The 24,780-nt window shown below is 61.5% G+C and carries 25 protein-coding genes; 16 read left to right on the top strand and 9 right to left on the bottom strand.

The features are described from left to right. Positions 1 to 104 precede the first annotated feature (104 nt). On the top strand, positions 105 to 1,118 hold the full coding sequence (locus ASTEX_RS18390; protein ID WP_013481140.1) for an alpha/beta hydrolase: 1,014 nt from the start codon (positions 105 to 107) through the stop codon (positions 1,116 to 1,118). On the opposite strand, the gene ASTEX_RS18385 is transcribed toward ASTEX_RS18390, so the two are convergent. The 6 genes from ASTEX_RS18385 to bufA2 are packed head-to-tail and all read right to left on the bottom strand — an operon-like array spanning position 1,115 to position 4,881. After that, positions 1,115 to 1,759, bottom strand: coding sequence for an NrsF family protein (locus ASTEX_RS18385; protein WP_013481139.1), 645 nt, complete (start codon positions 1,757 to 1,759; stop codon positions 1,115 to 1,117). The genes ASTEX_RS18390 and ASTEX_RS18385 overlap by 4 nt on opposite strands. Continuing rightward, a complete protein-coding gene (locus ASTEX_RS19585; protein ID WP_013481138.1) occupies positions 1,753 to 2,421 on the bottom strand; it encodes an NrsF family protein in 669 nt (222 codons plus the stop codon). Before ASTEX_RS19585 ends, ASTEX_RS18385 begins: the two co-directional genes overlap by 7 nt. Continuing rightward, positions 2,414 to 2,974, bottom strand: coding sequence for a sigma-70 family RNA polymerase sigma factor (locus ASTEX_RS18375; RefSeq protein ID WP_013481137.1), 561 nt, complete (start codon positions 2,972 to 2,974; stop codon positions 2,414 to 2,416). Before ASTEX_RS18375 ends, ASTEX_RS19585 begins: the two co-directional genes overlap by 8 nt. Then, on the bottom strand, positions 2,971 to 3,717 hold the full coding sequence (locus ASTEX_RS18370) for an HvfC/BufC N-terminal domain-containing protein (protein ID WP_013481136.1): 747 nt from the start codon (positions 3,715 to 3,717) through the stop codon (positions 2,971 to 2,973). Before ASTEX_RS18370 ends, ASTEX_RS18375 begins: the two co-directional genes overlap by 4 nt. Continuing rightward, positions 3,714 to 4,547, bottom strand: coding sequence for an MNIO family bufferin maturase (gene bufB, locus ASTEX_RS18365; RefSeq protein WP_013481135.1), 834 nt, complete (start codon positions 4,545 to 4,547; stop codon positions 3,714 to 3,716). Before bufB (ASTEX_RS18365) ends, ASTEX_RS18370 begins: the two co-directional genes overlap by 4 nt. A 49-nt stretch (positions 4,548 to 4,596) precedes the next feature. After that, entirely contained in the window at positions 4,597 to 4,881 is a 285-nt protein-coding gene (gene bufA2, locus ASTEX_RS18360) for a BufA2 family periplasmic bufferin-type metallophore (protein WP_013481134.1), read from the bottom strand. A gap of 190 nt (positions 4,882 to 5,071) precedes the next feature. On the opposite strand from bufA2, the gene ASTEX_RS18355 reads away from it, so the two are divergent. The 5 genes from ASTEX_RS18355 (at position 5,072) to ASTEX_RS18335 (ending at position 10,273) form a co-directional block, all read left to right on the top strand. Further along, complete coding sequence (locus ASTEX_RS18355; protein WP_013481133.1) at positions 5,072 to 5,368, top strand: BufA1 family periplasmic bufferin-type metallophore; 297 nt, start codon at positions 5,072 to 5,074, stop codon at positions 5,366 to 5,368. A 2-nt stretch (positions 5,369 to 5,370) separates the two neighbouring features. Further along, positions 5,371 to 6,198 carry an MNIO family bufferin maturase gene (bufB, locus tag ASTEX_RS18350; RefSeq protein WP_013481132.1) on the top strand — a complete coding sequence of 276 codons (828 nt, stop codon included), beginning with the start codon at positions 5,371 to 5,373 and terminating at the stop codon, positions 6,196 to 6,198. Further along, complete coding sequence (locus ASTEX_RS18345) at positions 6,195 to 6,950, top strand: HvfC/BufC N-terminal domain-containing protein (protein ID WP_013481131.1); 756 nt, start codon at positions 6,195 to 6,197, stop codon at positions 6,948 to 6,950. Before bufB (ASTEX_RS18350) ends, ASTEX_RS18345 begins: the two co-directional genes overlap by 4 nt. Then, on the top strand, positions 6,947 to 7,387 hold the full coding sequence (locus ASTEX_RS18340) for a DoxX family protein (protein WP_013481130.1): 441 nt from the start codon (positions 6,947 to 6,949) through the stop codon (positions 7,385 to 7,387). Before ASTEX_RS18345 ends, ASTEX_RS18340 begins: the two co-directional genes overlap by 4 nt. 99 nt (positions 7,388 to 7,486) lie before the next feature. Continuing rightward, positions 7,487 to 10,273, top strand: a complete 2,787-nt coding sequence (locus ASTEX_RS18335) for a TonB-dependent receptor (protein ID WP_013481129.1) — start codon at positions 7,487 to 7,489, stop codon at positions 10,271 to 10,273. Between the two features lie 84 nt (positions 10,274 to 10,357). Here ASTEX_RS18335 and ASTEX_RS18330 read toward each other — a convergent pair whose 3' ends face one another. Further along, entirely contained in the window at positions 10,358 to 13,423 is a 3,066-nt protein-coding gene (locus ASTEX_RS18330; RefSeq protein WP_013481128.1) for a TonB-dependent receptor, read from the bottom strand. Positions 13,424 to 13,644: 221 nt separating this feature from the next. On the opposite strand from ASTEX_RS18330, the gene ASTEX_RS18325 reads away from it, so the two are divergent. Both ASTEX_RS18325 and ASTEX_RS18320 read left to right on the top strand, forming a co-directional pair. After that, positions 13,645 to 14,190: an RNA polymerase sigma factor gene (locus tag ASTEX_RS18325; RefSeq protein WP_013481127.1), complete on the top strand. Its 546-nt coding sequence runs from the start codon at positions 13,645 to 13,647 to the stop codon at positions 14,188 to 14,190. Further along, positions 14,175 to 15,098 (top strand): FecR family protein, encoded by a 924-nt coding sequence (locus ASTEX_RS18320; protein WP_013481126.1) that lies wholly within the window; start codon positions 14,175 to 14,177, stop codon positions 15,096 to 15,098. Before ASTEX_RS18325 ends, ASTEX_RS18320 begins: the two co-directional genes overlap by 16 nt. Positions 15,099 to 15,104: 6 nt before the next feature. Here the strand turns inward: ASTEX_RS18320 and ASTEX_RS18315 are convergent, their stop codons facing one another. Then, the gene (locus ASTEX_RS18315) at positions 15,105 to 16,283 is read right to left on the bottom strand and encodes a zinc-dependent alcohol dehydrogenase (RefSeq protein WP_013481125.1); all 1,179 of its coding nucleotides are present in this window, start codon (positions 16,281 to 16,283) and stop codon (positions 15,105 to 15,107) included. A 235-nt stretch (positions 16,284 to 16,518) separates the two neighbouring features. Between ASTEX_RS18315 and ASTEX_RS18310 the strand changes: the two genes are divergently transcribed. From ASTEX_RS18310 to ASTEX_RS18295, 4 genes are all read left to right on the top strand, one after another. After that, a complete protein-coding gene (locus ASTEX_RS18310; RefSeq protein ID WP_013481124.1) occupies positions 16,519 to 17,172 on the top strand; it encodes a DUF6766 family protein in 654 nt (217 codons plus the stop codon). A gap of 21 nt (positions 17,173 to 17,193) precedes the next feature. Further along, on the top strand, positions 17,194 to 17,379 hold the full coding sequence (locus tag ASTEX_RS18305) for a hypothetical protein (protein WP_013481123.1): 186 nt from the start codon (positions 17,194 to 17,196) through the stop codon (positions 17,377 to 17,379). Positions 17,380 to 17,480: 101 nt separating this feature from the next. Beyond that, positions 17,481 to 18,002: a YciE/YciF ferroxidase family protein gene (locus tag ASTEX_RS18300; RefSeq protein WP_013481122.1), complete on the top strand. Its 522-nt coding sequence runs from the start codon at positions 17,481 to 17,483 to the stop codon at positions 18,000 to 18,002. Between the two features lie 159 nt (positions 18,003 to 18,161). Continuing rightward, positions 18,162 to 19,271, top strand: a complete 1,110-nt coding sequence (locus ASTEX_RS18295) for a Fic family protein (protein ID WP_013481121.1) — start codon at positions 18,162 to 18,164, stop codon at positions 19,269 to 19,271. Positions 19,272 to 19,293: 22 nt separating this feature from the next. On the opposite strand, the gene ASTEX_RS18290 is transcribed toward ASTEX_RS18295, so the two are convergent. Beyond that, positions 19,294 to 20,421 (bottom strand): glycoside hydrolase family 130 protein, encoded by a 1,128-nt coding sequence (locus ASTEX_RS18290; RefSeq protein WP_041659783.1) that lies wholly within the window; start codon positions 20,419 to 20,421, stop codon positions 19,294 to 19,296. A gap of 217 nt (positions 20,422 to 20,638) precedes the next feature. On the opposite strand from ASTEX_RS18290, the gene ASTEX_RS18285 reads away from it, so the two are divergent. The 4 genes from ASTEX_RS18285 to ASTEX_RS19580 all read left to right on the top strand — a co-directional run bounded on the left by ASTEX_RS18285 (position 20,639) and on the right by ASTEX_RS19580 (position 24,780). Next, entirely contained in the window at positions 20,639 to 21,385 is a 747-nt protein-coding gene (locus tag ASTEX_RS18285) for an SDR family oxidoreductase (RefSeq protein ID WP_013481119.1), read from the top strand. A gap of 89 nt (positions 21,386 to 21,474) precedes the next feature. Further along, a complete protein-coding gene (locus tag ASTEX_RS18280) occupies positions 21,475 to 23,556 on the top strand; it encodes a hypothetical protein (protein WP_013481118.1) in 2,082 nt (693 codons plus the stop codon). Between the two features lie 78 nt (positions 23,557 to 23,634). Then, positions 23,635 to 24,057, top strand: a complete 423-nt coding sequence (locus tag ASTEX_RS18275) for a DUF350 domain-containing protein (protein ID WP_013481117.1) — start codon at positions 23,635 to 23,637, stop codon at positions 24,055 to 24,057. A gap of 15 nt (positions 24,058 to 24,072) precedes the next feature. Further along, the gene (locus tag ASTEX_RS19580) at positions 24,073 to 24,780 is read left to right on the top strand and encodes a DUF1190 domain-containing protein (protein ID WP_013481116.1); all 708 of its coding nucleotides are present in this window, start codon (positions 24,073 to 24,075) and stop codon (positions 24,778 to 24,780) included.

The following is a 24,780-nucleotide window of genomic DNA, read 5'->3' as shown; positions in this document are numbered from 1 at the left end:
AAAGCAGAGATAAGTCGCCCGCTGCACGTCAGGGGCTACGCTAAACAGGCCTTTAGGGGGGCTCCGTGTCGCTCATTTTACATCTTCGTTTATGCGCCGTACTAATGGCGTTGTGTGTCGGTCTGTCGCCGTTGATGGCGGTGGCCCAGTCAGGGGCGCGACTCGAAAAGATCCGGGTGCACGCCAAGGCGCTCGAAGGCAATTTGGCCGGGGAATCAGCGGATCGCGATGTGATTGTCTATCTGCCGGCCGACTATGCGACGAACCCTGACCGGCGCTATCCGGTTGTCTATGGCCTGCACGGCTATGCCATGGATGCCGGCAGCTTCGCCGGCCTGTTGCAGACGCCGACGTCACTCGATGTGGCACGGATGCAGGGCCTGCCCGGTGTGATCCTTGTCCTGCCGGACAGCCGCACCCTGCATAACGGGTCGATGTACTCGAGCTCTATTACGATAGGCGACTGGGAAGGCTTTATCACCCGCGATCTGGTGGCTTATATCGACGCCCATTTCCGCACTCTGCCCGAGCGTCGCAGCCGCGGCCTGATGGGCCATTCGATGGGCGGGTATGGCGCGGTGCGGCTGGGGATGAAGTACCCTGAAGTTTTCGGTGCCCTCTACATCATGAGCCCCTGCTGCCTTTCGGCGCGCGAAGCCCCTCCGGCCCCGATCGCCGCTGAGGTCGAGGCTACCCGCACCCCCGAAGCGGCCGTGAAGCTCGATTTCCTGCAACGCGCCACCTTTGCCGTTGCGGCGGCCTGGTCACCCAATCCGCACAAGTCGCCCTTCTTTGTCGATTTGCCGACGAACAAGGGCGACGTGGACAAGGACGTGCTGGCGCGCTGGGCCGCCAATGCCCCGCTGTCTATGCTCGATCAGTACGTGTTCAATCTGCGGCGGTATACGGCCATCGCTATGGATGTCGGCGACGAGGATGGCTTTCGCATCGACGCAGCGGAACTGCACCGCCGCCTGACCGACTCCGGGGTCAACAGCCGCTTCTCGGTCTATCCAGGCGATCATGGCAATCGCATCGGCCAACGCTTTAAAACCCACGTTCTGCCCTTTTTTGCCGAGACTCTGGACTTTGGTCCTGAGCCGGGCAAGACTCCTTAGGACTTCTGCACGCCTTCGATCAGCAAAACCATGCCGATGGCTGGCAGGTAGACGCACAGCGTATAGAGCGGCTGATCCATCGGGCAATGCAGGGCATAGGCGGCGGCGGCCAACCCGGCAAACCCGAACGCGGTGCACAGACGCAGCAGCCGGGGCTGGGACGATGCAGTGCGGCTCAGCCATACAAGTGTCACCAGCCGCATGGCCACCCAGACGCTGATGATTATGGTCAGACCGCAAAGGGCCGCGCCGCCAAAGCCGCCCGCCGTCGCGGCCTCCCAGCCTGCATGGATGACCTCCCACCACAGGGCAAGGCCGTGGCTCAACAGGATGACAGCCATCGGGGCGAGGTCGCTCCAGTGGCAGCGGCCTTCGGGGCGTGACAAAGCGTTGGCGGCGTGCAAAGCCGACAGTCCTGCCCAGCCCCAAACCACGGGTTTGAGCAGCGCAAAACGCGGCTGAGCCAGCGCCTGTTCCAGATCGCTGAGTTCCGGACGCATCCCATAGACGCCCACGACCCAAAACAAAGTCGCGGCAGCGAAGACGAGGGCAAGGCCCATAAGCCGCCAGGCGCTGAGCGGCTTGACGGCTCGCAGGTCTTCGCTCAGCTGTTCGATAAGGTCGTGTGGCGGCCTTACCATCGGAACAGCCAGCGCCCGGCGACACTGCCGATCAGGGCTGCCACCAGATTGGGCGCCAGATAGATCAGCAGCAGATAGGCCGGGGCGTCGTGGTCGCAATGCAGCGTATAGGCGACCGTCATCACGGCCGATGAAGCAAAGGCACTCAGCGCCCCGAACAGAGCCGGATCACCGGGCGCGGTGTGGCGCAGCCATAGGGCCCAGCCCAAGCCCAGCCCGGCCATACCGCCGACCAGTATGGTCAGGAAGCACACTGGCGCGCCATCCGACAGACCCGTCATCGCTACGGGCAGACCGTTCCGCGCCATGTCGATGCCCGTTAGGGTCAAAAGCGCAATCAGGCCCAGACCCAGCAGCCCGGTTTGCGCGCGGTTGAGCCTACCTTCCGGTCGCGCCGTGGCAAACACCTGCCAGACGGCGAGGCTTGCCAGGGCCAAAAAAAAGGCCGTCTTAGCATAGGCCCACAGGTTTTCAGCCAAGCGCCCTTCGCTGAGCAGCACACGCATTTCGGGTCGTGCGCCGTAAGTCGTCAGTACAAAGGCGATGCCAGCCAGCAGGCTTAAGCCCACCCACAGCCACAGGCCACGGCGGCCAAGCGGGGCAACCGGGTTGACGGACTGGCTTAAGGTCTCGATCAGGTCGGGGGTGTCGTTGTTACTCATCTTCGTACACTTTCCGGGGCACGCCGACGCTGTCCCGTAACTTTTTCAATCCTCTGTGGACTATGACCTTGACGGCAGCCACCGATTTGCCGGTCAGACGCGACACGTCCTCCAGGCTCAGTTCTTCGACCTTGTGCAGGCGGATGACGCGCGCCTGATCAACAGGCAGTTGCGACAACAGTACCTGAACGTCGCGCCGTGCAATGGTGGCCGGCAGGCCCAGAGAAGCCTCGTCCACTGGCTCATTCAGTTCGTTCAACTCAACATGTACGTAGCGGCCGTATTTTCGGACGTGGTCGATCAGCTTGTGCCGCGCCACGGCGGCGATCCACGGCATAAAAGGAGCGGTCGGGTCATAGGTGTGGCGCTTTTCATGCACCGCGACCAGCGTGATCTGCGTAAGGTCTTCGGTGTCTGGCGATTGCAGGCGACGGCGAAAATAGGCCGAAAGCCACGGACGCAGGGCGGTGAGGAGGGCGCGATAAGCCTCCGCATCGCCGCGTTGGGCGGCGCGCATCTGCTGCTGCCAGAGGTCGGGTTGGCTGAGGCTCATGAGCTTGTCTCTGTCGCGTCAAGGCCTGTGACCAATCCTTCGGTCAGCCACTGACCCAGCCACGCGCCGATCTGCGCCGTGAGGTCTCTGTCGCTGGCGTCGCGGGTCAGGGTTTCGCAGGCTGCCGCAAAGTCCTGACCGGCGGCCAGCGCACAGATAAGGGTGTATTCGTCGGCCTCCAGAGTGCGAAAGCGCGATGCCAGCGCAGTCTTCCATACACACAGACCGCTGGTCGCCTTGAAAGAAAGTACCTCCGGCGGCGTCTCGTCTTTGGAGAGGGCGCGCCACAGGGCCGGCGCATTGGAGCGGATGGCGCGATGACGCAGGGCCGGATTGAGGACAAAACGCACCGCCTCCCAGTCGCTGAGCTGCATCAGGGCCGCGCCATCGAGCAGGTCCGCATCTTCGGCGGCAAAGGCCTGCCGCAGGGCGGCATCCAGCCACGCCAGTTCGGCGATTTCGGGATCATCGGGGTATCGCCCGCCCAGAAAGGTCGCAAAGCCCTGTCCATAGTCATCAAGCGACCACTGGCTGGATGGATGCGCTTCGATGTAGGCTCGCACTTCTGATTTAAAGGTCTCGTCGCCCAGCCACGCCCAGACCTGCGCATAGGTTTCGGCCATCGCCCCGGACAGCCGCGCGCGATAGGCGTGGCGATAGATGCGCATCCCTTCGCTCACCGTGGGAGCCGGAGTGGCCAAAATCTGATCCAGAAAATCCAGTTGGGTGTCGGCCAGTCTCATGCGTACACCACATCTGAGGCGAGGCGGCGGGCGGTGTCGAGTTCGCTCAGAAGCTCAGACAGGGGTGGTATTTCGTCGTCGCGCTCAATCATCACGGCGGCATGGCTCAGGCGCGGAGCGACCTCGGTCCACAAGGCCCACACGCCGTCCGGGACAGGGGCGTCGTGGGTGTCGATCAGTAGGGTTTCGCCCTGCGAATGACCGGCCAGATGCATCTGACGCACGCGCTCCAGCGGCAGGCCGTTCAGATAGGTCTGGGCTGAAAAGCCGTGATTGTGGGCGCTGACGAAGACATTGTTGAGGTCGAGCAGCAGGTAGCAGCCTGTGCGACGGCACAGCTCCGACAAGAAGCCCCACTCCGTGTAGGTGTCTTCGGCGAAGGTGACGTAGGTCGAGGGGTTTTCGATCAGCAGCGGGCGTTGCAGGAAGGTCTGCACGCGGTCGATATGGCGGCAAACGGTGGCCATCGCCTCTTCGGTCAGCGGCAGGGGCAAAAGGTCGTGGCTGTTGCGACCATTGACGCCGGTCCAGCACAAATGATCGGACACCCACAGGGGGTCAATGCGCGTCATCAGGGCGTGCAGCCGCCTCAGATAGTCGGTCCCCGGACCGTCGGGTGAGCCCAGCGACATCGAAACGCCGTGCATCGCCACGGGATAGTCGGCCCGTACGCGATCCAGCACAAGCAGGGGCCGTCCGCCGTCGATCATGAAATTTTCGGAGATGATCTCGAAAAAATCCACCGGTTGCGGCGAGGCCAGTATGGCTTCGTAATGGGGCGGTCTGAGGCCGAGGCCAAAGCCTGAGAAGGGGGCAAGAGAAGTGGGCATGGACGGGTCCGGAGAAGGGCCGGCGTTACACCGGCCCCGGAGGGCATACTTAACCGATATCGCCGATCACGCCACCCTGAGCCAGGCATTCCTTGGCCTTTACGGCCTTGAAGCCATGACCTTTACAGACGTTCTGGCCCTTGCATTCGTGCGTCGTGGTGGCGCAGTCGGCCGTGCCCTTGCAGGTGTTGATGCCATAGCAGTGGACGATGTCGTCGGCGGCTACAGCGGCCCCCTTGCTGCCCGCAGGCGCGGTTGCGGCGGTAGCAAAGCTGGCGGCGGCCATAAGGGCGGCGGCGGACGCGATGATGGCGCCGGTTTTCACAGTGATCATGATGGGCTCTCTCGAAATAGGTGCAGTGCCGGTGTGGCATCAGGGAGTACGCGGTCTTGTGGGAGGAGGTTACACAGCCCCTCATTTATTTTTTTCGTATGTTTTGGTCCGCCTCCTCTGTAACCTTTGCGCGGGGCCTTGCGTACCTCCTGCCAGACGCGATGAGGCGTCGTCTCGCAAGGAGAACCCCATGTCTGTTTCCCATTCCGGTCTGGCCATCGCTGCCGCCCTATCTCTGGCCTCGTCTCTGGCTGCGGGCGTTGCTGCCGCCGACACCCAAAAGACCGCCAAGGCCCCTACGGCCAAGGAGGCCTGCTACGGCATCGCCAAGGCCGGGCAAAACGACTGTAAGGCCGGTCCGGGCACGAGCTGCGCCGGCAGCTCCAAGGTTGATTACGACGGCAAGGCCTTCAAGCTGGTCGATAAGGGCACCTGCGTCACCATCAAGACGCCCAAGGGCAACGGCTCATTGACTCCCAAAGCCTGATTATGATCGGGGCGGGGCTGGGCTTAAAGCCGCAACACTATATGGAGGCGACGGGCGACCGCCGCCCCGGCCTTTGGTTTGAGGTTCACCCCGAAAACTATATGGTCGAAGGCGGTCCGCGACTGGCCGCCCTTGAGCGGGTTCGCGCTGAGCATCCTCTGTCCCTGCACGGGGTGGGGCTGTCTCTGGGTGGCCCTGACCCGCTTGATCCGGCGCACCTGAAGCGCTTTCGCGCCCTGATCGATCGCTTTGCGCCCTTTGTGGTGTCCGAGCATCTGGCCTGGTCGCGATTTGAGGGCCACAGCGTGCCGGACCTTCTACCTGTCCTGCGCACCTCGGTGGAATTACGACGGATTGCCGAGCGCATAGACGCGGCGCAAGAGGCGCTGGGGCGGGCTCTGCTGATCGAAAACCCCAGCCATTATCTGAACCTACGCGGCCACGATTACGAAGAGACCGAGTTCCTGAGCGAACTGGTTAAGCGCACCGGCTGCGGCTTGCTGGTTGACCTCAATAATGTCTTCGTCAGCGCGCGCAATATCGGCAATGACCCGCTGATCTGGCTGCGCACTATCCCCGTGCAGGCCGTGGGGGAGATTCACCTCGCTGGGCACAGCGAAGACCCGGTGCGCGGCGCGGAACTGCTGATCGACAGCCACGATCGCCCCGTCGATGAAGGCGTGTGGGCGTTGCTCTATGCCGCGCTTGATCTGTGGGGGCCACTCCCTGTCCTGATCGAGCGCGATGGCGGGGTGCCCGCCTATGCCGAACTGATCATTGAGCGCGAACGGGCGCAGTCGGCTTTGCAGAGGGAAAGAGTTGAAGCATGAGCGCCTTTCATCAGGCTTTTGCCGATGCGTTGGCGGGCGACACGGACGCCCTTTCGGCCTGGGTGGAAATGTCTGACCAGCCGAGCGTCGCCGTCTATCGCAACACCATCGCGTCAGCTCTGGTTGAGGCGCTTGAGACCGCCTTTCCGGCTGTGGTGGCAGCACTTGGGTCATACAATTTCCGTCAAGTGGCCGCGGCTTTTGCACGCGACCATTACCCGGCGCATGCGATGCTGTACGATTACGGTGACGGGTTTGCCGACTGGCTAGCGGGGTTGGACGCCCTTTCCGAGATGGACTGGCTGCCCGATCTAGCGCGGCTCGATCATCTGCGGCTCAGCGTGCTGAACGCCGCCGATACGGCGGCCACACCTCCCGAGGCGTTTGCCGACCTGTCGCCCGAAGTCCTCACCCACGCCCGCGCGCGCCTCATTCCGTCCGTGCGGCTGATCCGCTTCGACACCACGCTTCTGAGCGTCTGGGAGGCGCTTCTGACTGGCGAAGCCGAGGGGCTGGAGCGACGGCCTGAGCCAGAAACTCTACTGGTGCGCCGGGTCGGCGAAGGCATCGAATTTCGCCGCCTTGCCCCTGATGTCGCCGCCTTTCTCACTGTCTGTACTGAAGGCGGCACGCTTGGGGAGGGCGCAGAGGCCGCTATGGGGTGCGACCCCACAACCGATCTTACGGCCCTGTTCAGTCATGTGCTGGGCCTCACTTGTCTTCGCCTCTCAACCGAAAGGGATCCCCTATGACCCGCAACTTCACCGACTGGATCAATGCACCCGCCCAACTTATGGCGAAGCTGCCGGAAGACGTTATCGCGCTGATCACTCGTTTCGGCGTGGCGGCCATCTTCTTCAGTTCGGCGCGCACCAAGGTCGATGGCCTTTTTCACATCAGTGACGGCACCTATGTGTTGTTTGAGCAGGAATACGCCCTGCCGCTGGTCCCGCCACAGGCCGCCGCCGTGGCCGCCACCGTCTCCGAACACCTCTTTTCGGTGCTACTGGTGCTGGGCCTGTTCACCCGTTACTCAGCGTTGGCCTTTCTGGGCATGACGGCGGTTATTGAAATCTTCGTCTATCCCGACGCCTGGCCTACACATCTGAGCTGGGCAGGCCTTCTGATCTATCTGATCGGGCGCGGCGGCGGGGCCTTCAGCCTCGACCGGCGGCTGGGACTGATTTAATTCGTGAAACTTTTATTAAGTTTCGGCGTGTCTCCCGCTGGGTGGCGTCCCTTGGCTTGAGAGGGCGTGCTGTATGCCCTCAGCCAAGGGGATACTGGCATGAAACTTTCCACCCAACTTATGCTGATGGCTTCTGCCATGAGCCTGAGCCTCGGACTGGCGGCGAACGCCGTGCAGGCCGAAGAGGCCACGTCCAAAGACGCCTCCGCCAAGGACAATGTCAATGTGACCGAAGTCGTCATCTACGCCAACCGTTCGACGGCCACCTCGGCCCAGATGAAGAGTGCCAACACTATCAGTGTGATGTCGGCGGAAGACCTTGAGCACACCGCTGTGCACAACGTCGCCGAAGCCCTGGCCCTGCTGCCGGGCGTCACCGTGACTAATACCGGTAACTCGTTCTTCGGCGGCGTTGACGGGGCCTCGCGCGGTGAAGGCATGTTCGTCGGCGTGCGCGGCATGAACACCGAGTTTACCCTCGCCCTGATCAATGGCGTCAATGTCGCACAGGGCATGCCCTATTCGCGTCAGGTTCAACTCAGCCTTCTGCCGCCGTCGGGCCTGAAGACCATCGTGGTCAACAAGAACTCGACCGCCGAAATGGACGGCGACGCCATCGGCGGTACGGTTGATTTCCGCACACCCTCGGCCTTTGGTTTCAAGGACGGCTTTATGTCTGTGGCCTTATCGGGCCGCGTCGAGAGCCGCGCGCGGGACTATGGTGAAGACGGTCTGGGTGGCGGCGTCAGCGCCGAATACGCTCGCCGCTTTGGGGCCAACAAGCAGTTCGGCTTCTACGGAAGCGCCTTCTATGACAAGCGCAACTACGCCAACTCGATGATCGCCGGCATCATGACGGCGCAGCAGGACGGTAACTGGGGCTATCTGCACGCGGTTAAGGACGCCAGCGGTAACTTCCAGAACCCGACGGCTTACGACAAGGAAGCCAACCTCGCCCAGACGGGCCTGAACACCGGCGTTTCGACCGGTTTCACCGAGCGTTACGGAGGCAACTTCTCGGCCGACTGGCGCGTGGACGACACGCTGGACCTTTATCTGCGCGGCTCCTATGCCTTTGCCGAAACGCACCAGAACTCGACCCTCGCGCAGTTCGTCAACACCAAGGTATATGTCGAAAACGCCGCCACACCGGGTCTGTTTGACCTGACCGGTGTCACCAATTCGTCAGTGCGCGCCTGGTACGAAACCAACCCGGAACAGGCCGATCTCGGCACCCTGAGCCTGGGTGCGGTCAAGCGCGTCGGAAACTGGACTCTGTCGCCCTCGGTTTTCTATTCGGAAGGCGATAATGACCGTCCGAACCACATCGAAGCCTCAATGCGCAACAATCAGTCGGATAACTACAACAAGGGGCCTCTGGCCGGTCAGACCGTGCCCTATGCCGGCCTGTTCATCGCCTATAACAGCGACGGCTATCCTATCCCGATGCTCAATGCCACGCAGCAGACCCAGATCAATAACGCCTCGACCACGCTTCTGGCGCGTCGCGCCGGTCAGTTGACGCAGCAGTTTTCGGGTCAGGAAAAGGCGGGTCTGAAGTTTGATGCGCAGTACGATTTTGACGCTGGCAACCTTGCCTATATCAAGACCGGCCTGAAATACGTTGCCAGCCACCGCCGCGTGATCAACCGCGACTGGACCAACGACCATCTGGCCAATGTGATGCAAAAGGCCGGGGTGAAGTGGGCCGATGTTGGTCTGGCCACCGACTATTTCGACTCCATCTATCCAGGCCTCTACACGATCCGTGCCCCGAAGGTAAATCAGGACCGACTGTTTGAAATCTTCTACACCTACTTCCCGATGGCGGCGGCTCTGGCCGATCCGGAATATATGAACGGCAACACACTGAAGGGCGATGAAAACGTCTCCGCCGCCTACGTCACCGGCAAGTACGATTTCGGTTCGCTCGAGGTCATTCCGGGCCTGCGTTTTGAGCATACGGACATCAAGAACACCTACTGGAACAGCGCCAAAAAGACTTTTGAGTCCAATTCGACCGATTACAACGAATGGCTGCCCAGCCTGTTCGTCAACTATCGCCCGGAAACCGGCGGTGTTTACCGCGCCTCCTTGACGCGCGCCTATATGCGCCCGGCCATGGTTCAGCTTGGTAACAAGACGACCGCGCGTGAAGGCGACAACCGGAGCCTGACGATCGTGCAGGGCAATCCGGATCTCGAGCCGCTGAAGTCGTGGAACTTAGATCTGTCGGGGGAATGGTCGAACGCCGAAGGCGGTTACGCCATGATCGGTGCCTACTACAAGAAGCTGTCGGACTATATGTACGATAACGGCTCAACGCAGGTGAATACCGGTGAAACTCCGACCAACCTTTTGACCTATAATGGCAAGACCTATGACCGCGTCAGCCTTTCCCACCCCACCAATGGCGGCGAAGGCACGGTGAAGGGGCTTGAAATCCAGCTCTATCAGAAGTTCGCCATGCTGCCGGGCTGGCTGTCGGGCTTTGGGGCCGGTGCCAACTTCACCCGCCAGTGGACAGAGGTCGATATCGGCAAGGGCGAAAAGCACCCGATCCAGAATGCCCCGGAATATCTGGCCAATGTGAAGGTCAACTACGCCTGGAAGGGCCTGACCGTGGACCTGACCCACAACTATACCGGCGAAGCGGTCATTGCCTATAACGATGTCGCAGGTCTCGAACTGTGGACCCGTCCGGTCAAGCGCACCGACTTGCACGCCGGTTATGATTTCGGCAAGGGCGTCAAGCTCGACCTGTCGGTGTCCAATCTGTTCAAGGACTATTCCTACTGGGCGCACGTCGGCAAGAACAGCCTGGCGATCAACGACATCGTGGACTCCGGTTCGACGACCCTCCTGACATTGAAATATACGTACTAAACGTAATCCCCTCAGGCCTATCTCCAGACGCCTGAGACCTGACCTCTGGGAGCCGCAAGGCTTCCGGAGGTTTTTTTCATGTTATCAGTAATCGTAGCGCAGGCTGAGCGACAAGCGCTGCCCGGAGTCTATAATGTCCGATAGGGCCAGACTGTCTTCGCCCACATGCGCCCAGTAGCTGTAGGCCCCGGTCAGGTTTGTGGCCGACAGCGATAACCGCAGCCGCGGCCGGACTTGCCAGTCGGCGGCGAGGTCGAGCCGGGTGGAAGGCCTGACCCACACATTGTCCCAGTCGCCCGATACGCCCAGCGCATTATAACTTGATAGATAAGCCCCCGTATGCTGGGCGCTCAGCGTCACCGTCGCGCGTTTGTAGCGATATGTAGTGCTGAGGTTGGCCAGCCAGTCCGGTGCGTTCTGCATGGCGATGTCGCGGCCCAGTTCGTCGTCGCCCAGATTGACGTGTGTCCATTGCCGGCTAAGCGTGCCGCCGACGGTCAGGGTGCCGCCGGCGACCGACCAGTCGTGGCGCCCTTCGGCCTCAAGCCCTTGCACCTCGCCACGCCCGCCATTACGCGGTGTGAGGAGTCGCATGTCCGTGCGGCCGAACAGGACATCGCCCCCGCTGCCGCCGCTGTCGAACAGATAGTGCTCCAGCCACTTGGCATAGGCCCCCAGGCTATAACGCGTGCCACCGGGGGTGCGGCCTTCGACCGACAGATCGAGATTGAGCGCCGTCACGGGCTTCAGCGACGGATTGCCCTGCCGCAGCAGGGGCGTCCCGTCGTCGGCAGCCTGATAGCGCACCCCGCTGCCCAGCAGCATGAAGGCCGGGCGCGTATAACCACGCCACAGGGCCAGCCGCCAGACCTGGTCTTCATCGGGGCGATAGTTGAGGCGCACACTGGGCAGGCCGACGCCATAGGTGGTGCGGCTTTGCCCCCAGTGGCCCGGCACCTCGCTCACCCCGGTGGGCGGGGCGGGGATGACCCAGAAGCGATTGTCGATGCGCGTCTGCTCATATCGCAGGCCGGGTGCGATCTCCAGCTGCCCTATGACCCAGCGCGCACTCAGATAGGCGGCGGCGACGCTTTCGCGCCCGTGCTGACGGTTGCAGTTGTCGTTATTCACCGCGAGCGTGGCGCAGGTATCGAAGCTCTGAGGCGTCACGTAGAGGTTGAAATAGTCGGCCAGCCGATTGTGATCGACCTTGGGCACGCGCCAGTCGAAGCGCCCCGGGAACACCTCATCATAATAGCCGCGGATAAGGCCCAGCTCTTGCCAGGTCACGCCACCACGTCCCAGAAGATCCGCAAAATAGGCATTGGTCCAGTCGAGGTCGGTGACCTCGCGCGCGCTCTCGCTCCATTTGACGCCAAAGGCCAGATGGCGAAGCGCTTTATCATCAGTGGCGTATTCAGCATCAAAACGCGCGCCCTGACGGTACTGACGGCTGGTCTGCACCGTGAACTGCCCGGCGCGGCGGGCCAGAAGGCGCTCGCCCACCATGTCCAGATCAGCACGCAGGTCCGGCGTCAGTTGTGGTGTCGGGAAGCCGTTCTCGTAGGCGATCAGTAGCCCGGCATAGGGGCGTCTCTGGGCATTATTGTACAGGTCCACCTGATCGAGGCGCACCGAGGCTTCGATGCGTCCGGGCCGGTCGCTGCGCCCCTGACTGAAGAAGAGGGCCGGGGTGAAGGTCCACGCGCCCGTCTTGCGCCGCGCCCCGAGGCTGACGGCCGACAGGCTGGCCAGATCGGGATTGGTCTCGTACCACAGGCGGGTGGAGACGCTGCCCACGGACAGACGGTAGCGCCCCCTTGCGTCGTCGGTCCAGCTCAGACTGCGCCCGACCACCTGACTGAGGGTCGAGTTTTGCTCGGTGCGGTTATGGGCGGCTGTGGCCCGCAGCCAGCCGTCCCATTGGTCATCGAAACGCCCGGTCAGGGTCAGGACGTCATAGCGGGCCCGGCTCTCGCCCGTCGAGACGCCGACATTGAGCGCCGTGGCGGTCAAAAGGCTTTGCGGATCGGTCCCGGCGGGCAGGGTGCCTTTGGGGGAGTCCGACCACAGGTAGGCCCAGCCCGCATCGTTTTGCGCCGACATGATGCCCGCGATTTCAGAATTGGCGTAGCGGCGGCGGTCTTCAAAATGGCTGAAATAGAGGCCAAAGCGCTCATCGCGGCCAAAACGGCGGGCATATTCCACCCCGACACCGCCACCGAGGCCCGAGGCCCCATAGGTTTCGGCGCGGCGGTTGTCATAGGCCGAAACGCTCAGCGACAGGTGCTGACGCGCGCGAAAATCGTTCGCCGTCGGGGTGCGGAAGTCGATGGCGGCGCTAATGACGTCGCCGTCCATATCGGGGGTAGGCACCTTGCTCAGGACGATCAACTGAAACCCCGTCGGCGGCAGCAAATTCAGTTGCACGCCGCGTGAATGGGGCAGGCCCTGCGCCAGCGACACGCCGTCGATCATGTTGAGATTAAATTCGGTGTTCAGGCCGCGAAAGGCGCTGAACAGGCCTTCGGCGCGCGAGGCGGAATCGACCCCGCCGCTGAAAGACCGGCCGGTATTGAGCACGGTCACGCCGGGCAGGACGCCCAGCGCTTCGGTGACATTGCGCGCGGCGGTGTGTTCCAGATCGCTGCGTGACAGAATGGCGGTCGCCTGCGGCGCGCTAAGGCTACCGTCAAAGCGGTCTGTGTCCTGACGCGGGTTGAGGACCACGCGTTGCGCCACCACCACGACCTCGCGCACGGGCTCGGCCGTGTCCACAGCGCGCGGTCTTGGCACGGGCCGCGCGGCCGCCACAGGTGCAGGGGGGGAGACGACAATAAAGGTGCGGCGGTCGATCTGACGGATCGACAGGCCAGAGCGCGACAGGACGCGGCGAAAGGCGGCTTCGGGTTCCAGCGTACCGGAGACGGCGACGCCTCTGTGGGCACGCACCTGATCGCCGGAAAACAGGATCTGCACCTGCCCCTGTTCGGCGACGCGACGTAAGCCCTGTTCCAGCGGCAGGGCCGGCACGTCGAACCGACGGGGCGCGGCCTGAGCCGGGTGAGCCCAGATCGTCGCGCTCATGACACTGGCGGTCATGACGGTGGCCAGGCGCGCAAAATCGACCTTGGGCACGGGCCCGCTCATCCAGAATGCCTTTAATCACTTCCCCATGGTCTGATAGTCAGGCGGCGTAATAGATTTATGACATTTCCCCGAACGGGGGTCGGGTGTGCTCATGTCATCAGCCTGTCATCAAAGCCTGTTTGACACTTTTTTGGCGGTTGTGGCGCGCGTGGGCGTTAAAAGCTTTGGGGGCGCGTGTTCTCAACCGGCGGACCATGTACGGTATCTATGACAGGTGGACGATGAGGCCGGACCCCGAAGCCTTACGGGCGGGTAACGCCGCCGCGCAGGTGAGCGGGCTGATCGAGCGGCTGGATGGTCGCTTGCGCCGCTATCTGGGGCGCGCGCTGCGGCCGGACGATACGGACGACGCCCTCCAGGACATTTATGCGCGGCTGGTGCGGCTGGCGCAGCGCGAACCGCCGCCGGAGTTTAATATTACCTATGTATTCAAGACCGCCGACAGTGTGATCCGCGACCTCTACCGTCATCGCCGCCGCCGCGAAGGCGATCAACACGTCGAGCTTACGGACAATCTGCCCGAAGATGCGCCGACGCCGTTCGACGAACTGCGCTGGCGACAGAATGCGGACCTGCTCCGCCAGGCTATCCGCAAACTCAATGCACAGGAACGGCTGGTGCTTATGCTGCACCGGGTCGAAGGCCTGAAACTCACCGAAATTTCGCAAAAACAGGGCATTCCCCTGCGCAGCGTGCAACGCCTGCTCGCCGACGCTTTGGCCAAATGCCGGCATAATCTCAAGGACAGCGGATGGTACGAACAGTAATCCCGTTTCAGGCAAAGGAAACACCGCCTCAGGACGTGGAGGCGCTGCGTCTGGTCGAGGCGATGACCGATGTCGAAGAGGGCGCGGCGAACGCGATCGGGACAGCGGGCGATACGTGGACTCAGCGCGAGCTGGAGGCCGTGTGGGACGCCGTGGGTCTGCTCGATGCACCGGATTTCGCGGAGACGCGCCCGCAGCGTGTCCGGTGGCCAGTGGCTGTGGGCATTGCGGCGGCGGTTGTGCTGGGTCTGGGGGTGTGGTTTGTCGCCCAGCGTCCGGTTATCTACGAAACCAAGGTGGGCAAGCGGCAGGCGGTCGTTCTGGCCGATGGGTCGCGCGTCACGCTGAATACGGGCAGCCGTATCGAGGTGCGTGGGCGCAAGGTCGATCTGATGCGCGGCGAGGCGCTGTTCGAGGTGGCGCATAGGCCTGACGCCAGTCCTTTTGACGTGCGCACCGATATGGCCCAGGTGCGCGTGACCGGCACGCGCTTTACGGTGCGCCGTGAAGAGACCGGCACCGATGTCAACCTGATCGAGGGTCGTGTTGAGGTGCGCGGCGAGAGGCCGGGCGCTCAAATTGTGAAGCTGAAAGCCGGTCAGGCGGTGGCGGTGGGCCGGGCCGGCGACCTGGGCCCGGTGCATCCGGCGGATACGGCCGGCGTGAGTGACTGGCTGCAAGGCCGCCTAACCTTCAGCCGCACGCCGCTGAAAGAAGCGGTGGCCGAGATGAACCGCTACAGCGACCGTAAGCTGATCGTGGCCGACGCGCGGTTATCAGCTCTTCGCATCGACGGTGAATTCGAGGCGGGCAATACCGAGGCCTTGGCTCAGGCCCTGCACGCCCTCTATGGCGTGGACACACAGGTGAGTGAGGACGGCATCCGCCTGCGTTCAGGCCGGGACTGATTCTGCTTAAGGGGTCAGCACGACCTTGATGCAGCCATCGGCCTTGTCGCGGAACGTCTTGTACAGGTCCGGGGCGTCGTCCAGCCGGCCGCGATGGGTGATCAGAAAGGTCGGGTCAATCTCTCCACGCTCGATTTTGTCGAGCAGGATCGGCATGTAGCGGTGGACGTGGGTCTGCCCCGATTTGAGCGTAAGCCCCTTGTTGACAAAGGCTCCGAACGGCACGGCATCGAGATAGCCGCCATAGACGCCGGGCATCGAGATGGTGCCGCAGCAACGGCACGAGAGGAAGGTTTCGCGCACGACGTGCGGACGGTCCGAGACCAGCTTGACGGCCTGTTTCACCTTATCGATGACGGCGTCCACCGACCCGTGCCCCGCGGCTTCGGTGCCAACCGCGTCTATACAGCGATCCGGACCCCGCCCGCCGGTCATTCGGTTCAACGCCTCATAGACGCCATTGGTTTCTTCGGAAAAGTCGATGATTTCGGTCCTGCCATCGGATGCGGCAAGCGCCAGCCGTTCGGGCACGTAGTCAATGGCGATGACGCGGCCCGCCCCCAGCATCCACGCTGACCTGATAGCGAATTGCCCCACCGGACCGCACCCCCAGACGGCGACCGTATCGCCGGGCTCAATATCGGCATTTTCCGCCGCCATATAGCCGGTCGGGAAGATGTCGGACAAGAAGAGGACCTGTTCGTCCGACAGATGGTCGGGCACTTTGAACGGCCCGACGTCGGCGAAGGGCACGCGCACATATTCGGCCTGCCCGCCAGAGAAGCCGCCCAGCATGTGCGTATAGCCAAAGAGGCCAGACGGCGAATGCCCCATGGCCTTCGCCGCCATTTCCGCATTGGGGTTGGAGCGGTCGCAGCATGAAGTCAGGCCCTTGCGGCAGAAAAAGCAGTCGCCGCAGGCAATAGTAAAGGGCACCACCACGCGGTCACCGATGTTGAGATTCGTGACCTCAGAGCCCTTCTCCACCACGATCCCCATAAATTCGTGGCCCAGGATATCTCCGGATTTGAGGCTGGGCATCAGGCCGCCGTAGAGGTGCAGGTCCGACCCGCAAATGGCTGTAGAGGTGACCTTAATAATGGCGTCACGTGGGTCAAGAAGTCGAGGATCGGGTACGACATCGACGCGAACGTCGCCTACACCGTGCCAGCAAAGTGCTTTCATGGTCTGTCCTTGGGGAAGAGAGTCGAAAGGGGAGGCAGGGGGGCGGCCCCAACGGAAGCGATACTGCGCCGGCCTCCTGTGGAATGCACAGCGGAAGGCTGGCCCACTCCATTCCTTTTCCCTCAAGACGGGCTTTTAGCGGCTCTTTAGAAACAGGCGGACTTCACAAACGGCATGGCATTTTTAGAGCGCGCGGCGCTTGAATAGCGGCCCCGACACCGAATGAGGTATGCCGATGCGACCTTCTTTTCTGCGACGAAACGGCCTGTCGATCTTTGTGCTGGGCTTCTTCCTCCTGTTCTTGGCGGTGCAGGCCCTGACCGGCTGGAGCGTCTACAATGATATGCGAACGGAGGAAGGGGCGACGGCCATAAGTCTGGCCAGCTATCTGACGACGGGCAATTTTATCGAAGTGACGTTCGAAAACTGGGAGAGCGAGTTTTTCCAGATGGGCGTTTATGTGCTGGCCACCGTGTGGCTGCGTCAGCAGGGCTCATCGGAGTCGAAACCGCTTGAGGGCGACAGCGACGTCGATAAGGTCCCGCAAGCCCACCCACGGGCACCGTGGCCGGTGCGCAAAGGGGGCTGGGTGCTGGGCCTCTATAAATACTCGCTCAGCCTGGCCTTTTTCGCTCTGTTTCTGCTGTCCTTTTCGCTGCACCTCTATGGCAGTTACCGCAACCAGGTTGAAGAAGCGCTGCTGAAAGGCCAGCCCGCAGACGGGTTTGCCGCCTTCCTGGCCGGCCCGACCTTCTGGTTTGAATCGTTCCAGAACTGGCAGAGCGAGTTTCTGGCCATCGGCGCCATTGTCCTGCTGTCGATCTGGCTGCGGCAATATGGCTCGCCGGAGTCGAAGCCGGTCGATATGCCTCACGACGATAATCCCTGAGTGTTCAATCCGGAGTCCCCCATGAACCCGACCGACAAAGACCTCAATGACCCTAAGGGTGGCGGCAACGAAGGCGACAACGCCAATGTGCACGTCGATATCCAGCCCGGCTGGAAGAAGCGCCCCGAACAGTATCCGCAGGCGGAAGAACAACTGGGTCCTCACGACCGCGGCGAAAAGCAAGAGGAGAATAAAGCGCCCGATTGACCGCATCCTGATGGTGGGGGGAGGGGGGCGTATTTGTTCCTTCGCTGTCCGTCCCTATGGTCGCCGGGTCATCCGACATTCCTTCTATACCGGAGCCTGATATGCCGAAGATCAAGACGCTTGAAGACGCCTTCATCCACGAACTGTCCGATATCTACAGCGCCGAAAAGCAACTGACTAAGGCGCTACCCAAGCTGGCGCGCGCTGCCACCCACCCGCAACTGGCCGAAGGCTTCACCCAGCATCTGGAAGAAACCCAAGGCCAGATTGAGCGCATCGACCAGATCGTCGAAGCCCAGGGCCTCAAGCTCAAGCGGGTCAAGTGTCTGGCCATGGAAGGGCTGGTTGCTGAGGGCGGCGAAACCATCGAAGAAATCGAAAAGGGCCCGGTGCGCGACGTCATGCTGATCGTGGGCGCGCAAAAGGTCGAACACTACGAGATCGCCGCCTATGGCAGCCTGATCACTCTGGCCGATCAGCTGGGTTATTCCGACGCTTCCCGTCTGCTTAAAGAGACCTTGCAGGAAGAAAAGGCGACCGACGAAAAGCTCAATGGGCTGGCCACGTCAGAGGTCAACCGTCAGGCGCTGGAAGCCGCCACCGAGGTCGAACCGGCGCAGTAAGCTGCGGTTGCCCATACACTCAGAACGCTTCCGCCAGAATGATGACCTGCGCATCATTCTGGCTCATTTGTACCTGCCGCCAAAAAATGATCAATAAGACTGGATTTATAGATCAAAAAATGCCATTATTTTGATCTATAAATAAGGCAGTTATACATCATGACATGGAACTGGCAGCACCCGGACTGGCCCCATTTTGTTTGGGACGCGCGGCAGATGAGGGCGGCCGAGGCGGCCTTTCTTCAGGGCGCGGGTGTGGCCCTGGGCGTTGCTAAACATCTGGCCAACAGGGATCATCAGGAGATTAGTGTCGAGATCCTGAGCGGTGAGGCGGTCGATACCTCGGCCATTGAAGGCGAGATTTTGGACCGGGGAAGCGTTCAGTCCTCTATCCAGCGGCATCTCGGTCTTGACACAGACCATCGCCGCGTTCGCCCGGCGGAGGCGGGCATCGCCGAGATGATGGTCGATCTCTACACCCATTTATCAGACCCGCTGACCGAAGACACACTGTTACAGTGGCACCGTTTGCTGATGAGAGGGCGCGCTGATCTCACGGAGATCGGTGCCTACCGTAAAGACGGGGAGCCCATGCAAATCGTTTCCGGGGCGATCTATGCGCCTAAGGTGCATTTTGAGGCCCCGCCCGCAATCAGGGTGCCTGAGGAAATGAAATCGTTTCTGGAGTGGTTCTCCCGAACCGCCCCTTCCGGTGACACTCCGCTACCCGCATTGACGCGGGCGGGCATTGCCCATCTGTGGTTTGAATCGATCCACCCGTTTGAAGACGGCAATGGTCGCATTGGCCGCGCCATTGCCGAAAAGGCGCTGGCTCAGGGCCTTAATAAGCCGGCTATTACCGGGATCGCCGGCCCTTTGCTGCGGCACCGCAAAGATTATTATCTTGCGCTGGAAGCCGCCAGCCGAACCCTTGATGTCATGGAATGGCTGTTGTGGTTCGCCGATAAGGCCATCGAGGCTCAAGCCCGCACCTTGCACCATATCGAGTTTATCATGGCCAAGACGCGATTGTTTGAACGCCTGCGGGGTCAGCTCAACCCACGTCAGGAAAAAGCCTTACGGCGCATGTTTGCCGAGGGGGTGGACGGTTTCAAGGGCGGCCTGAGCGCCGCAAACTATATGACCATCACCGGCGCTCTATCCGCCACCACCACACGCGATCTGGCTTCGTTGGTTGATCTTGGAGCGTTGATCAAAGCGGGAGAACGCAAATCCACGCGCTACCACTTAAACCTTCGGATTAATTAAGAATAAAGCATCGGGCGCATGTCTATTCAAATACGAAAACCCTCTTAGGGATATGGGTGATGCGGCAGGCGAGATCCGCTTCGCCTGACGCCACGATATAGTGGTCGCCCGAGTCAACAATCCCCGTCGTAAACACGACATCGCGCAGATACATCTGGTGTTCGATGGGACGCGTCAGTTCGGCATTGGCCTCCAGAAGCGGGGTGATTTCGGTGTGTAGCACACGGCTAGGGTCATGCGTGTCGAGCAACGACCAGTAGGTGCGGTATATGCCCACCACCTCATGCGGCTCGACCCCGTGCCACAGAGTCAGCCAGCCCTGAGGGGTCAGAATCGGCGGGGTGCCACCGCCCATACGCTCCATGATCAACGTGCCCGACGGCGGGCGCAGGCCCGGTCGCTCAAACGGCTTCCAGAACAGGGCGTCCTTGGAGACCGCCAGATTGATCGATGGCCCGGCACGCCAGTCGCTGCCCGGCGGATAGGCGAAATAAAGCGCTCCCAAAGGCCGCGTCTGGGCCCAGTAATAGCCGTCGATTAACCCCTCAAAGATCAGCATGTCCTTATTCTGATGGTCGAGGACGATCCCTTCAAAGGTCCAGTCCAGCCCGTTTGGCGAGCTGTAGAGGGTGGTCGAATGGCGCTCCGGGCTCACTGAACAGGTGGTCATCAGCCAGCGCTCACCGACGCGGCTGATGCGCGCATCCTCCACCCCATAGCACTGAAAACTGTAAGCCGGTGCGATGGCGCGGTCGTAGTGCAGCGTGAGAACGCGGGTACCGTCGGGGCTCAGTTCAACGGGCAACAGCCACGACAAAGAGGTCAAAGCCATTACCTTCCACTGCCCGCCGGCGAGAGTGAATTTGCGGGGATCGGCCGTATTGGCCTGATCGAGGGGCCAGGCGTCGAGGCCATAGGTCTGCGTTACTTCATCCCAGCGGATGGTGTGGACGTGGCCATCGACTATGGGCTCGCGCAGGGCTTCGGCAATGCGCACCATCATCAGTAGGTTGCCGTTCTGCAGGCGCAGGAGGCCAGGATTAAACGCCCCCAGCACGAAGGTTTCCGCCCTCAGGTGCCCGGCCAGCGGCGAGCGCGACAGGTCGATATCATCAGGTGTCAGAACAAGCTGATCGACGGGGTAGGGCATATCGCTCACCGGATGGAACATATAGGGCGTGGACATCATTCACACTGCGTCAGGGCTACGAGACCATCGGATATTCGCGGTAAGCGGGATATGGGCCGACGACGGGGTGACGTAAGCAATCGGCAAAGTTGCGGGAAGGTGGGGCGATCCGCATTTTCTTTTGATGTCCGCAACCGCAGTTTGTTCGTCAGCTTCCTTGCAACAAATGGAGACGGTGATGGCTGTCGAGACGACTTCGCTTGCGGGCAAACGGGTTCTGGTGACCGGCGGCACGACCGGCATCGGACGGGCCACGGTGGCGTTACTGGCCGAACAGGGGGCGCGTGTCGTCACCTTTGGGCGGCACCAGCCGGAACTGGAGGACGCACTGGCTCATGCGCGTGCGGTCAATCCGCAGGCTGATGTTTTCGGCCTGACCGCCGACGTCTCAACCCGCGAAGGCGTGGCCCGCGTCTTTGCGGCGGTAGACGACAGCTTGGGCGGGCTTGATATCCTGATCAACAATGCCGGTCTGGCTGTTGGCGGGGCGCAGGATGAGACCGATGAGGACTGGCGGCTGGCGGCGGAGACCAACTTTCTGGGCTATATCGCCTGCGCTCGTGAAGCCATTGCGCGCCTGAAAGACAGTGGGGGCGGTCATCTGGTGTTTGTGGGCTCAATCAGTGCCGAGTTCAAAGGTGCGGGCAGCAGCGTCTATGCGGCGACCAAGGCCGGGATTGAAACCTATGCCAAGACGCTGCGTAAGGAGGTGATGGATCTCAAAATCAAGGTCACTCTGGTCGAGCCCGGTTCTGTCGGGGCCGACATGCAGGAAAAGAGCCCCGCAGAGCAGCGTGAGGCCATCGCGCGCAATGAGATGCTTTATGCCGAAGAGCTGGCCGACACCATCGGCTTTGCTCTGACGCGCTCGGTGCGTACCGATGTCTCGGTTTTGCGCGTCGAACCCCTGGTGGAACGCGCGTGATGGCACATAAAGCAGGGCGCGTGACGCCCGAAACCCTGCGGGTCCGGGCCGATTTGTAAGGCAGTCAACCTGCCGTAGTGACATTGCAGATGGGCGAACTGACACTGGAGGTCCGGGCGGGGCGGGATACGCCGTGGCTGAAGATATCGCGACCAGAGCGTGGCGGTCTGGCCCTGCGCCTGATTTTCAGCGCCGGTCCCTATCGGATAGAGGGGCTTAAGACGCCCGCGTCGGGCCTAAGTTTTCGCGTGGAAACCGAGGTGGGCGAATGGACGGTGGAGGTGAGTCTGAAGGGCGAGACGCTTTTGAATGTGCGCAGCGCCTTGCGGCCGGCCTTCGATCTGCTCCTGCCCTTTTGGCCGCGCGACCTCTACGTGCTCGATGAGCAGGGCGATCCGCTGACCACAAAGGGCCGCGTCGAGGCGGCGCAACGCGGTTACAATACAGGCCTGTGCTATTTCTGCGTCGAGGAACCGGCATTTGGTTGTGCCCTCTATGTGCAGAACCTGACGGCCCTTAATCCCTATTTTCAGGCCACCGCCACCAAGCCTGACGGCGTGGTGGGCGGTGAGTGGCCGGAGCTGGGCTATCAGCCGCCTGCCGCCCCAAACGGCAAGTCCCCGCCGACTGCGCCGCTGAAGGCCGGGCAGACCTATGTCGTGTCTGACGCCTATCTGGGTCTGCGGACGGAGTGCGCCACCAATGAGACGGACGAGGCGCGTCTGTTTATCGACATGATCGGCGAAATCTATCCGCATCTGGATCGGCCCGAACCGCGCTTTCACGACTGGACGGCGCGCGCTGAACAGACCCTGCATGACCTGAAGACAGCACCCGACGCGACCCTGCGCCATTATGGACAGGTCTATCTGCATCCTTACACCGCCTCGGAATATCCGGATTCCATGGTGCAGATGAGCGTTGCCTCGGCCCTTGACGAATATCAGACTCTGTTTGGGAAGGCGGAGCCCTTCCGTAACGTGCTGATGGCTGGGATGGGGCGCTTTTTTGATAAGGAGTTGCGGGTCATCCGCCGCTATCTGCCCAATGTCGGGGAAGACAAGAACGCCAATGCTGTGGACTCATGGTATCTTTACCACCCGCTGATGAATCTGGGGCGGCTGGCTTTACGTGGTGATAAACGCGCAAAGCGGTTGTTTGTCGATTCACTCGACTACGCGGTCAAATCGGCACGTCATTTCAAGTATATGTGGCCCATCCAGTACGATGTGCGCGACTTTTCGGTGATTACCGAGACGCGAGGCGACGGCTATGGCCAGACCGATGTGGCCGGTCTCTACGCCTATGTTATGCTTCAGGCGCATCAGTTGACCGGCGACGATTTTTACGTAGGTGAGGCGCAGGCGGCCATGCACGCGGCCGAAGGCATGCGCTTTGAACTCGTCTATCAGGCCAATCTGACGGCTTGGGGCATCGCCGCATGCATCAAGCTGTGGCGCATGGACGGCGATGAGCGCTATCTGGCGCAGGCAGAGGTATTTCTGGCCAGCTTCGTGCACAATTCCGTCCTGTGGGATTCGCAGATCGGGAACGCGTCGGCCTATAGCAACTTCTTTGGCGTCACCTGCCTGCACGACGCGCCCTATATGGCGGCCTATGAGTGCTTTGAGTCCTTCTCCGCCTTTGACGAAGTGCTGCAACTGGCCGGGGAGCAGTTGCCGCCCAAAGTCAAGTTGCTGCTGTCGGAATATCGCCGCTTTGCTTTCGATCGAAGCTGGTCCTACTATCCCGACGCCCTGCCGAAAGAGGCACTGGCCACGACTATCCGCAATGGTCATATCGATCGTGCACTGTCCTTTCCACTGGAGGACCTTTACGCCGACGGGCAGCCCGCGGGACAGGTCGGGCAGGAGATTTACGGAAGCGGCGGGGCCTTTATCATAGCTGCGCGCGGCTTTTACGGCGTCGATCTGCCCTTCTGGCTGTTTGCCGACTACCCGTATACCGTGACGCGCAATCAGGCGGGGCTGATGCTGGTCCTAAAAGGCCCGACAGGTCAGGTGGCCTCTGTGCGGGTTTTTGCCAAGAAACGCAGCCGTTTACCGGATGTCACCCTACTGGCCGACGAAGCCGATGTGCCGCTGACAACCGACCCTAACACCCGTCGAGCGAAGGTCCCCGCCGATGCCATTGTGTTTCTTAGCTGGTGACCTCACCGATCGGAAAAGACCGTTGCCATACGCCCATCTGCCCCTATGATTGGCTGAACTCAAAAAAGGGGGACACAATTGATCAACTTTGAGTCGCTAGAAAACCTGCCGGCCTATCTGATGTTTCTGGGCACGGGTGTGCTTGTCTGGCTGGTGGGTATAACGGTTTATCTTTGGGTCACGCCAATTCGCGAGCTGCAGGAAATCCGCAAGGGCAATATTGCAGTGGCGATCCATTTTCTGGCGGTCAGTCTGGCGCTGGCCTTCCCGATTCAGTCTGTCGGCCATTCGACCTTCAATGCGGGGGACATGGTCCTGTGGGGCGGCATTGGCATCGTGTCGCAGATCGTTTTGCATCTGCTGGTCCGCCTGTTTGGCAAGAGCTTCTACTCCCGTCTGACCGAACCGGGGAATGAGAAGGGATGTATCGCGGCGGCTCTGGCGCTGTCGGCGCTCAGTCTGGTCGTGGGTATGCTCAACGCCTCCGCCTTATCGTACTGAGGCAGGGGCAGGACAATGACCCGGTATAACTCCACCAAGGCCTACAGAGCGGCCTATGTTGCCCGTCTCAATCGGCGCAAGGCGCGCTGGGTCGCGGCGCTGGCGACGACGGTTTCAGCGCTCGCCATGTTGACGGGCTGCGATGAGCCACAGACAACGCAGACCCCGCCTGTTGCCCAGACTGAGCAGATGCGCGTGTACAAGACACTGGACGAATGCAAGGCGGCGCAGGACGACGATAAACTGTGCGAAACCGCCTTTGCTGAAGCCTGGCAATGGCAGAACCAGCAACCGGGCTACAGCGCCAAGCAACAGTGCGAGGCGGAATACGGCGTGGGTAATTGCGAAAGTCGCGCCAATCCATCCGGTGGCAACTGGTTTGTGCCGCTGATGGCGGGCATGATGATGTCCAACGCCATGAGCCGCATGTCGCAGGACCAGTACCTGCGAGAAAAAGAGCGAGAGCGCGGGGGCGGTGCCTATCCCGTCTACGTCAACAGCCGCGGGCAGGTGTCGAGCTATGGCGCCGGGGGACTGCGCCCGATGGGCTACCGGGTGACGCCCGGCGGCTCGGTGCCGACCTATATGGATGTTGAACGCGACCCCTCAGGGCGTGGCTACGCGGCTCGCGGCACCTACAGCAAAACAGAAACGGGCTATCGGGCGTCATCGCGCGGTGGGTTTGGCAAATCCTCATCCTTCCGCGGCAGCTGCTGCGGCTAG

Origin of the sequence: Asticcacaulis excentricus CB 48 (genome assembly GCF_000175215.2) — a bacterium.
Taxonomy (GTDB): Bacteria; Pseudomonadota; Alphaproteobacteria; order Caulobacterales; family Caulobacteraceae; genus Asticcacaulis; species Asticcacaulis excentricus.
Note: the sequence above shows the minus strand (reverse complement) of the source record. Positions and strands in the feature narration are given on the sequence as shown.

Coding starts and splice junctions, on each gene's coding strand:
- ASTEX_RS18390 (WP_013481140.1), top strand. CDS start 105: ATGGCGTTGTGTGTCGGTCTGTCGCCGTTGATGGCGGTGGCCCAGTCA.
- ASTEX_RS18385 (WP_013481139.1), bottom strand. CDS start 1,759: ATGGTAAGGCCGCCACACGACCTTATCGAACAGCTGAGCGAAGACCTG.
- ASTEX_RS19585 (WP_013481138.1), bottom strand. CDS start 2,421: ATGAGTAACAACGACACCCCCGACCTGATCGAGACCTTAAGCCAGTCC.
- ASTEX_RS18375 (WP_013481137.1), bottom strand. CDS start 2,974: ATGAGCCTCAGCCAACCCGACCTCTGGCAGCAGCAGATGCGCGCCGCC.
- ASTEX_RS18370 (WP_013481136.1), bottom strand. CDS start 3,717: ATGAGACTGGCCGACACCCAACTGGATTTTCTGGATCAGATTTTGGCC.
- bufB (WP_013481135.1), bottom strand. CDS start 4,547: ATGCCCACTTCTCTTGCCCCCTTCTCAGGCTTTGGCCTCGGCCTCAGA.
- bufA2 (WP_013481134.1), bottom strand. CDS start 4,881: ATGATCACTGTGAAAACCGGCGCCATCATCGCGTCCGCCGCCGCCCTT.
- ASTEX_RS18355 (WP_013481133.1), top strand. CDS start 5,072: ATGTCTGTTTCCCATTCCGGTCTGGCCATCGCTGCCGCCCTATCTCTG.
- bufB (WP_013481132.1), top strand. CDS start 5,371: ATGATCGGGGCGGGGCTGGGCTTAAAGCCGCAACACTATATGGAGGCG.
- ASTEX_RS18345 (WP_013481131.1), top strand. CDS start 6,195: ATGAGCGCCTTTCATCAGGCTTTTGCCGATGCGTTGGCGGGCGACACG.
- ASTEX_RS18340 (WP_013481130.1), top strand. CDS start 6,947: ATGACCCGCAACTTCACCGACTGGATCAATGCACCCGCCCAACTTATG.
- ASTEX_RS18335 (WP_013481129.1), top strand. CDS start 7,487: ATGAAACTTTCCACCCAACTTATGCTGATGGCTTCTGCCATGAGCCTG.
- ASTEX_RS18330 (WP_013481128.1), bottom strand. CDS start 13,423: ATGAGCGGGCCCGTGCCCAAGGTCGATTTTGCGCGCCTGGCCACCGTC.
- ASTEX_RS18325 (WP_013481127.1), top strand. CDS start 13,645: ATGAGGCCGGACCCCGAAGCCTTACGGGCGGGTAACGCCGCCGCGCAG.
- ASTEX_RS18320 (WP_013481126.1), top strand. CDS start 14,175: ATGGTACGAACAGTAATCCCGTTTCAGGCAAAGGAAACACCGCCTCAG.
- ASTEX_RS18315 (WP_013481125.1), bottom strand. CDS start 16,283: ATGAAAGCACTTTGCTGGCACGGTGTAGGCGACGTTCGCGTCGATGTC.
- ASTEX_RS18310 (WP_013481124.1), top strand. CDS start 16,519: ATGCGACCTTCTTTTCTGCGACGAAACGGCCTGTCGATCTTTGTGCTG.
- ASTEX_RS18305 (WP_013481123.1), top strand. CDS start 17,194: ATGAACCCGACCGACAAAGACCTCAATGACCCTAAGGGTGGCGGCAAC.
- ASTEX_RS18300 (WP_013481122.1), top strand. CDS start 17,481: ATGCCGAAGATCAAGACGCTTGAAGACGCCTTCATCCACGAACTGTCC.
- ASTEX_RS18295 (WP_013481121.1), top strand. CDS start 18,162: ATGACATGGAACTGGCAGCACCCGGACTGGCCCCATTTTGTTTGGGAC.
- ASTEX_RS18290 (WP_041659783.1), bottom strand. CDS start 20,421: ATGCCCTACCCCGTCGATCAGCTTGTTCTGACACCTGATGATATCGAC.
- ASTEX_RS18285 (WP_013481119.1), top strand. CDS start 20,639: ATGGCTGTCGAGACGACTTCGCTTGCGGGCAAACGGGTTCTGGTGACC.
- ASTEX_RS18280 (WP_013481118.1), top strand. CDS start 21,475: ATGGGCGAACTGACACTGGAGGTCCGGGCGGGGCGGGATACGCCGTGG.
- ASTEX_RS19580 (WP_013481116.1), top strand. CDS start 24,073: ATGACCCGGTATAACTCCACCAAGGCCTACAGAGCGGCCTATGTTGCC.